Below are 6,191 nucleotides of genomic sequence, written 5' to 3'. Positions count from 1 at the left end.
GAAATAATACGGAAACTTAACGGCACTCAGTCAAAGAGCGCGCTGGCCGGCGACGAGCAGGACGGCGGCGAGGCCGGTGGCCCGCGCCGGGGGTGGGCGGCCCAGTCGACCCCCCGGCAGTCGGCACGGCGTCCCAGGCTCAGGCCCACGGGCCCGTCGGCGAGTCGAAGATGAGGCCGAAGTCGCCGCGGGAGGCGTGCTCGGCGTCGATTCGTAGGGCGATGCCGTGCTGCAACGCCTCGACGGCGCCTGGATCGCCGTCGCGGTGAAGCTCGGCGGCGAGACGCGAGACAATCGTAGAAGCAGGCGCCCAGGCCCTGCTCACGCTGCGCGCGCGGATCGACGACCTCCGGATCGGCCTGCCGTCGCGGCTGGTCGTCGTGACAGCCGTCGGCTACGCCTACGACTGCCCAACGGCGTCTCCGTAGTCCCGATCACCTACCTCGCCCGGAATCCGAGTAGCGCAGGCGGGCCAAGGAAGCCTGCCGACTCTTGCCAGCCCGCATGTCCAAGACAGGTGACGGCAGATGGAGAATCAATCGGAGGTCAGGTTTGGCGCTGCAGCACGGACGGCCAACTCCTTTGCCGCCGCGGCGGCGATGATCGGACAGCCGTTGCGGGTAAGAGCCGCGAGGGTCGATGCTGGCGTATTCGCGTTTGCCACAATCGCTACAAGGGACTCATAGGAATAACAGGCCTCGATCGCTAGCGACGCGAGCATCGTTGGGGTCAGCGACGGGTTCTCGGCAAGACGCTCCCAGACATAGGGCGTGTAGTCGATAGCGCCTTCGTACTCCCACTTGCCCTCGACCAGATCCTCCGCCACGTCGCTGGGAAGCGCAGGGTTCTCGGCCAACGCAAGCCAAACCTCCCCTGAGCCATCGCGGAGCAGTTCGCGCAAGACTGCTGGCGGGGTCGCGGGATGGGCCGCCACCGCTGCACGCACGTCCGTGTCGACGTCGCCTGCGAGCGCGGCCAAGCTCTCGGGTGGCGCCTTGGGCATGCGAGCCAGCGCGATGCGGCGGACCAGACTGTGGGCTGCGCTGTCTACCTCCGCGCGGGACAGGGCCTCATGTTCATAAGAGGCGGTCTTCGGGTCCACACCGGTGAGGGCCGGTGATTCCTTCGCGAGGATCTCCTCGATGATCTCGTCAGGAAGCTCGGCAACCGACAGCAACCGTAGGCGGCCGGCGGCGTCGGAAGAGGCGACCACGCGTCTCAGGTTGGCTATGTCGCCATCAGCGGCCGCAGCGACAATCTCTGGGTACGTGGACAACGCCATATCTTGTTTCCTCGTCTCTGTGCGGGTTAGCGATTCTTTCAGGTTGGCACCGCCGGACATGTGATGATCGATGTGGATCGGCTCCTGACAGATCTTCGCGGCCTGTCGCGACCTCCGAAGCGTAAGCAGCCGCCGCCGACGCTCACCGGTCGGCTGGACTTCACGAGTGACGGGAAACTGCGGCGACCAACGACGTGTCTGGCACTCTGTGTACCTGTGCTCTGCTCCCACCACGGTCGCACGGGTGGCGGCCTCAGTCCGCTCTATTGCCCAAGTAGATGTGCTCCAAGTGCCACGACAGGTAGTCCTCGCCCGGCGGTTCCGCTCCAGCCGGCACAACCAGCAACGGCTGTAGAGCTCGGCCGAAGTACCGATCCACGCCGGGGTCGGCCCGGGCACTACGCTCGAGCCGCGGTGCCCGGTGGACACGTAGCCCGCCGTTCACCGCGATGAGTCCAGAGTCGAACGCGGCGTCGTGGGTGGGGCAGGCAGCGACTCCGTTTCGGGGATCAAGCCTCTCGCGGTCGTCGGAGTCGGCCCAAGGCTTGATGTGGGATGCCACGAGCAACTTGTGCTTGGGCAGTGACCGCGGCGCGAATCCGCAGAACGCGCAGCTGTGCCCGTAGTTGTCCAGCACGGCGACGGCGAAGCGATGCTGGCCCATGCGCACGGCCTGCTCAGCAATCCGCACGGTCTCGGCCTCCCCTGCCAGCAGCCGCGCCCGCTTCTTGGCGGCCTGCACCGCGACCACGGCGTCGAACGTGCGCTGGCCGAGCAACTCCTCCTGGCCGAGCAGATCGAAGTCGTCCACGCCCTCCAGCGACAGGAAGTCCGGCAGCGCATCGGGGCCGATCCCCATATCACGGGCTGCGAGCATCACCCGGTTGTAGATGGGCGCGAAGCGGCTGCCGTCAGCGGCCATCTCCGCGAAGAACCGCCACTCGTGCGCTCCGGCTTTCCTCATCGAGCCGTCGAGGTTCTTCATCTTGGCTGTGATCGATCCTGGAGATCGCACGAACAGGCGAGCCAAACCGTGCACTAACGGCGGGGCCTCCGTTACGTTTCTGCCCCGGTAGCGGTGTGGGTCGACCACAAAGAACAGCGCGTAGCAGAGGATCGACTCCACAGGCACGAATGGTTCCTGGCGAGACTTCGGCTGCCTGGAGAGGATCCGTCCCCACTGCGCGCGCGCCTGATCCTCGGTGAGGTCCAGATAATCCCCGAGCGATCGCACGGTCGATACACCTATTCGGACGTGGCCACTACGAGGGAGCGGCTTGCCGCCACGATCTCCTGCACCGTGTCGTCCGAGTCCGGGTGACAGGCGACCAACTCGAGGATCTCGTCATTCGCGGCAGGGTGGCCAGCCAGCGATCGAAGGATCGGGACCATGACCCGTGTGTCAATACTCCAGTCCTGGGCAATGTAGAAGAGGGCCTCATACGGCGTGTTCGCATTCTCCGCGAGAGCTCCGAGGGTTTGCGGCGGCGCGACCAAGTAGACGGCCCACAGCGTCTCCGGCGGGGTCCGGGGGTGCTCTGCCACGGCGTGCAGCGTCGCTAGGTCAAGGGTCGCCGCGGCTGCGGTGAGCATCTCCGGCGTTGCTGAGGGGTCGGCGATCAACGCCCGACGTGTCCGTTGCGGAACCGCGGCGGCAGCCACGAGCGTCGCGGCCGCTGTGGAGAGGTCGGGCGGCAATCCGCTGGTGACCGACTCAGCCACGGTGTCACGATATCAGGGCGAAAACCCGGGGCTTGAACGTCCAGCGCCCGTGTGTACCCGTGCGATCCCAATTCGCGCACCGCTGCTGACATTGGCGGCTCACGGTGGCGTCTGGGAACCGAATCCGGCGGTCCGATGGCGGTAAAGCGGAGCGAGAACGTCCGACGCGCGTCCGTCTCGGCCCTCCGAACACTCAGCATCCTTGAAGATCAATCATGAGATGACTGTTTTTCCTGAATAATTTGCTAGGCTGCACCGCATGGCGATGCTGGCTCGACCTCGGGACGAGGCTGCGCTGCGGTCCGCGGTGGAGCGCGCGCCGGTGGTCATGCTCACCGGACCGCGCCAGGCGGGAAAGTCGACGCTCGCGCGGCGGACCATCAGGCCTTCACCCGAAGCGTTCTTCGACCTCGAGGACTACCGCGACCTGGCGCGACTCGCCGAGCCGACACTTGCGCTGGCCGACGGCGGCGAGACGATCGTCATCGACGAGGCTCAACGGGCGCCGGGGTTGTTCCCCACACTGCGCGTTCTGGTGGACGAGGGCCGCCGCCCCGGGCGATTCCTGATTCTCGGCAGCGCCTCGCCGGACCTGGTGGGGCTGACCTCGGACTCGTTGGCGGGTCGGGTGGCGTTCACGGAACTCGGCGGCTTCCGCCTCGGCGACGTGGGCCCGGACCGCTTGGACGAACTGTGGCTACGCGGCGGGCTGCCCGAGTCATTCCTGGCACCGACGGCCGAGCGATCCGCCGCCTGGCGTGACGACTACATCTCGACGTTCCTGGAGCGGGACCTGGCCGGTCTGGGCTTCCGCTACCCGGCACCGACCATGCGCCGGTTCTGGACGATGCTGGCCCACTATCACGGGCAGCGCTGGAACGCCGCGGAGGTCGCCCGGTCCATCGGCGTGTCCGCCTCCACAGTGGCCCGCTACGTCGATGCGCTCGAAGGAGCTCTGGTGGTACGCCAACTCCGGCCCTGGTTCGTGAACACCGCCAAGCGTCAGGTGCGCGCACCGAAGGTGTACATCAGGGACACCGGTCTGCTGCACCGCCTGCTGGGCATCGGCACGATGCTCGACCTGCTGCGCCACCCCACGCTCGGCGCCAGCTGGGAGGGCATGGTCATCGAGGGGCTGCTGGCGTCGGCCGACCGGGCCGAGGCCTCCTACTGGGCCACGCACAGCGGCGCAGAACTGGACCTGCGGCTTGAGACCCAGGGCCGCGTGCTCGGGTTCGAGATCAAACGAACCGACCGGCCGGCCACGACGAAGTCGATGCACATGGCGCTCCGCGACCTGGAACTGGACCACCTGTTCGTGGTGCATGCGGGCACGCACCGGTTCCGGCTGGCCGAGCGAATAACCGCCGTGGGGGCCACGGAGTTACTGACCTCTCCCGACGCGTTCGACGATCCCTGAGCCTACGGTGCGCCGGATCGCCTGCGGGGATCGCCGGCCGCGCTGGCGCCGGGTAATTCCGGCTATATAACTGCCAGTTTATTGGAGCATCAACTGCCACTTTAGTGGCTGGTAGACTGCCATGATGAGACCGCGGGGCAAGGAGAGGGCGTGACGCCGCAAGATGATCTCGCGCCTGCGGGGTACTCGCCGCGAATCGTGGACGGTGCGATGCGGTCAGCGCTGGCGACGATGCCCGCCGTCCTGGTGGAAGGCCCGCGGGCGTGCGGCAAGACATGGACCGGGCGCCGGTTCGCCGGCAGCGCCGCGTACCTGGACGAACAGATCGGCGCGGCGCTCGCCGCCGGCATGGATCCGGCTTCGATACTCGACGGGACGCCACCGTTGCTCCTCGATGAATGGCAGCTGGCCCCCGGCGTCTGGAACGCCATGCGGCGGGCCTGTGACGCCCGAGACCTCGCCGGGCAGTTCATCCTCACCGGCTCCGCCGACCCGCCCGACGACATCACCCGACACTCCGGCGCCGGGCGCATCACGCGGGTCCGGATGCGGCCCATGAGTCTGTACGAGAGCGGCGAGTCCGACGGCGGCGTCTCGCTTCGGGGACTCCTCTCGGGCGAGGAGTGCGCTGCGAGCGATACGGGACTCGCTCTCGGCGACGTGCTGGAGTTGGCGTGCCGCGGCGGATGGCCCCGGACGCGCCGAGCTGACGCCGCCACCGCCGGCGACGCCGCCCTGGCCTATCTGGAAGAGATCAGCCGGACCGACGTCTCGAGGGTCGACGGCACCGACCGGGACCCGGCGCGGGTCTCGAGGCTGCTCCGGTCCGTGGCACGGAACGTCGCCACCGACGTCAAGCACACGACGCTCGCCGCGGACGCTGTGACGAACGGCGGGGAGGCGCCGCTGGAGCGCCGCACGGTCGGCGCCTACCTGGCCGCGCTGAAGCGGCTGTTCGTGGTCGAGGAGGTGCCCGCCTGGCGTCCGCATCTGGCGTCGCGCGCACAGGCGCGCCGCTCCCCGAAGATCCACCTGGCCGACCCCTCGCTCACTGCCGCCGCCCTGGGGGCCGGCGTCGACCGGTTGCTGCGCGACCTTCCCTTCGCCGGGCGCCTCTTCGAGTCGATGGCGACCCGCGACCTGCAGGTCTACGCCGGCGCCAACCGGTGCACGCTGTGGCACTACCGGGACAGCAACAACCTGGAGGTCGACCTGATCGTGGAGCACCGGGACGGCCGGTGGATCGCCGCGGAGGTCAAACTCGGCGGCCCCGCGGCCATCAACGAGGCTGCCCGTGCGCTGCTCCGGCTGCAAGCCGGCCTCGACCGGACCAGGACCCCCGGCGCCGCCCGGCTGGCCGTCATCACCGCCGGCGGCTACGCCTACGAGCGCCCCGACGGCGTCTGCGTGGTCCCGATCACGACGCTCGGCCCATAGGCGACCGCGCACTCGACATTGATACTTCAGAACGGTCGGTATCGATACATCCGAGAAACCGGAAGGTCGAAGTAGCCGAGCGCAGGATCGCCGATTGGTGGCTCTTCGGGTTTGGGCGGGGAGCGGTTCCGCCGCGGGGGCGGGCGGTCGCCCGGCGCGCTCAGGCGGTCGGGGGGCCGAGCCGGCGGCGTAGGGCCGCGAGTTCCGCCTCCGCTGCTGCGGCGCGGCGCTCGGCGGCGCGCCGGGCGGCGGTCTCGCTGTCGGCTCGGTGTTCAGCGGTTCGGTGGGCGTCGTGGAGGTCGTCGGCGTCGAGGAGCCACGCCTGCGCGG

Annotated in this window: 6 protein-coding genes; 2 read left to right on the top strand and 4 right to left on the bottom strand. The window is 68.5% G+C overall.

What is annotated here, in order from left to right; translation table 11 throughout:
- Positions 1-139: 139 nt before the first annotated feature.
- From OXG55_09670 to OXG55_09655, 4 genes are all read right to left on the bottom strand, one after another.
- Positions 140-325, bottom strand: a complete 186-nt coding sequence (locus OXG55_09670; GenBank protein MCY4103513.1) for a hypothetical protein — start codon at positions 323-325, stop codon at positions 140-142.
- Positions 326-535: 210 nt separating this feature from the next.
- Positions 536-1,282 (bottom strand): hypothetical protein, encoded by a 747-nt coding sequence (locus OXG55_09665; protein MCY4103512.1) that lies wholly within the window; start codon positions 1,280-1,282, stop codon positions 536-538.
- A 253-nt stretch (positions 1,283-1,535) separates the two neighbouring features.
- Positions 1,536-2,516: an HNH endonuclease signature motif containing protein gene (locus OXG55_09660; GenBank protein MCY4103511.1), complete on the bottom strand. Its 981-nt coding sequence runs from the start codon at positions 2,514-2,516 to the stop codon at positions 1,536-1,538.
- A gap of 11 nt (positions 2,517-2,527) precedes the next feature.
- Positions 2,528-3,004: a hypothetical protein gene (locus tag OXG55_09655; GenBank protein MCY4103510.1), complete on the bottom strand. Its 477-nt coding sequence runs from the start codon at positions 3,002-3,004 to the stop codon at positions 2,528-2,530.
- A gap of 265 nt (positions 3,005-3,269) precedes the next feature.
- Here OXG55_09655 and OXG55_09650 point away from each other — a divergent pair, with 265 nt between their 5' ends.
- On the top strand, positions 3,270-4,424 hold the full coding sequence (locus tag OXG55_09650; protein ID MCY4103509.1) for an ATP-binding protein: 1,155 nt from the start codon (positions 3,270-3,272) through the stop codon (positions 4,422-4,424).
- Positions 4,425-4,574: 150 nt separating this feature from the next.
- Entirely contained in the window at positions 4,575-5,861 is a 1,287-nt protein-coding gene (locus tag OXG55_09645; protein MCY4103508.1) for a DUF4143 domain-containing protein, read from the top strand.
- Positions 5,862-6,191: the final 330 nt, after the last annotated feature.

Source organism: bacterium (assembly GCA_026708055.1).
GTDB lineage: Bacteria > Actinomycetota > Acidimicrobiia > Acidimicrobiales > CATQHL01 > VXNF01.
The sequence above is the reverse complement of the archived record's forward strand: the minus strand, read 5'-3'. Positions and strand labels throughout refer to the sequence as shown.

Bases quoted from the DNA above. Each gene is read 5' to 3' on its own strand.
- OXG55_09665 (MCY4103512.1), bottom strand. From the start codon at position 1,282: ATGGCGTTGTCCACGTACCCAGAGATTGTCGCTGCGGCCGCTGATGGC.
- OXG55_09650 (MCY4103509.1), top strand. From the start codon at position 3,270: ATGCTGGCTCGACCTCGGGACGAGGCTGCGCTGCGGTCCGCGGTGGAG.